The following is a 1035-nucleotide window of genomic DNA, read 5'->3' as shown; positions in this document are numbered from 1 at the left end:
AGGGAGGACCTCCGGGCTTAGTGGAGATGTCGAAGTCTTCACAACCCGGAGGTCCTCGTGTCCCACGCTAATGCCCGTCTGACCGTTCGCGGCAGGATGTTGATCGTCGAGCGCCGCAGGGATGGTTGGAAGCAGGCCCACATTGCTGCGGCGATGGGCGTCTCACGCAAGACAGTGCGGCACTGGCTGCATCGATTCGCTACCGAGGGCGAGACCGGCTTGGCTGACCGGTCCTCGCGCCCGCACCACAGTCCGACCAGGACGAGCGCCGAGACAGAGGCCAGGGTCGTGGCCCTGCGCCGGGAGCAGCGGCGTGGGCGGGACCAGATCGCGGCCGAGCTCGGCGTGGCGCCCCGCACGGTCTCTCGGGTCCTGGCGCGCCACCACATGCCGCACCTGGCCGTGCTGGACCCGATGACGGGCGATCGCCTGCGGGCCTCCAAAGCGACCACCGTGCGCTACGAACGTGACCGGCCGGGCGAACTGGTGCACATGGACGTCAAGAAACTCGGGCGCATCCCGGACGGCGGCGGGTGGCGAGCCCACGGCCGCGGTGCCGAGAACGACAACCGAGACCGCAAGCACGGGACCGGGTATGACTACGTCCACTCACTCGTGGACGACCACTCCAGGCTGGCGTACTCCGAGATCCTCCCCGACGAAAAGGGCACCACCTGCGCCGAATTCCTGACCCGCGCGATCGGCTACTTCGCCACCCGCGGCATCACCCGGATCGAACGCCTCATGACGGACAACGCGTGGGCCTACCGCTGGTCGCTGCGGGATCTGTGCGCCGCCCACGGCATCGAGCAAAAGTTCATCAAGCCGCATTGCCCCTGGCAGAACGGGAAGGTCGAAAGACTCAACCGCACCCTGGCCACCGAATGGGCCTACAGACAAGTCTTCACCTCGAACGACGAACGGACCGCAGCCCTGGCACCCTGGCTCGAGTACTACAACACCCAACGTCGCCACCAAGCCCTCGGCGGGCAACCCCCGATCAGCCGGCTGTAACCAACCTCCTGGCCGGGTACA

At 67.1% G+C, this 1035-nt stretch carries 1 protein-coding gene; it reads left to right on the top strand.

Annotated features, from left to right (window positions below):
* The first annotated feature begins 57 nt into the window (after positions 1-57).
* Entirely contained in the window at positions 58-1014 is a 957-nt protein-coding gene (locus tag H9623_RS19125; RefSeq protein ID WP_193721583.1) for an IS481 family transposase, read from the top strand.
* Positions 1015-1035 lie beyond the last annotated feature (21 nt).

The organism is Oerskovia douganii, from assembly GCF_015142735.1.
GTDB lineage: Bacteria > Actinomycetota > Actinomycetes > Actinomycetales > Cellulomonadaceae > Oerskovia > Oerskovia douganii.
Note: the sequence above shows the minus strand (reverse complement) of the source record. Positions and strands in the feature narration are given on the sequence as shown.